Source organism: Paenibacillus sp. KS1, assembly GCF_001680695.1.
In the GTDB taxonomy this organism is placed as follows: domain Bacteria; phylum Bacillota; class Bacilli; order Paenibacillales; family Paenibacillaceae; genus Paenibacillus_B; species Paenibacillus_B suaedae.
In genome coordinates this window covers 1-433 of the sequence record NZ_MAIS01000311.1, presented here as the reverse complement: position 1 = coordinate 433, position 433 = coordinate 1, and the positions used below count along the sequence as shown (strand labels likewise).

1 pseudogene is annotated in these 433 nt (G+C 38.1%); it reads left to right on the top strand.

The features are described 5' to 3' along the window. Positions 1-433, top strand: a pseudogene (locus tag BBG47_RS30305) (hypothetical protein); the annotation flags it as partial.

The following is a 433-nucleotide window of genomic DNA, read 5'->3' as shown; positions in this document are numbered from 1 at the left end:
CTATATTTTTATTGAGATGAAGCAAACAGAGGCTATCGATAAACTCATGACTATGCTTGAAGGTGACCAACTGCTTCTTGTACTTCCTATCGCGTTAGAATGTTATATCAGCAATGGAGCTTTCCAAGACGCTGCTCAATATATCGAGAAATACAAGCTTCAGGTCGACGATTTATTATCCAGAAAAGATCCTTTTCACGAAAAACACAAATTACGCCTTACACATGCGTTGGCACAGTATTACTTGAAATCGGACCAACATGAATTAGGGTTTGACTACAATGCCTTATCGTTGGAACTGGCGCTTACATTCAAAAATATGCAGTATGTCGGAATGGCTGTTCTTATCTTCCAAGAGTATGAGATACATGCTTCTGCAGAAAACAAAAGCCGTTTCACACATATTCTATTAAATGAGGTGGATTCAAATGAA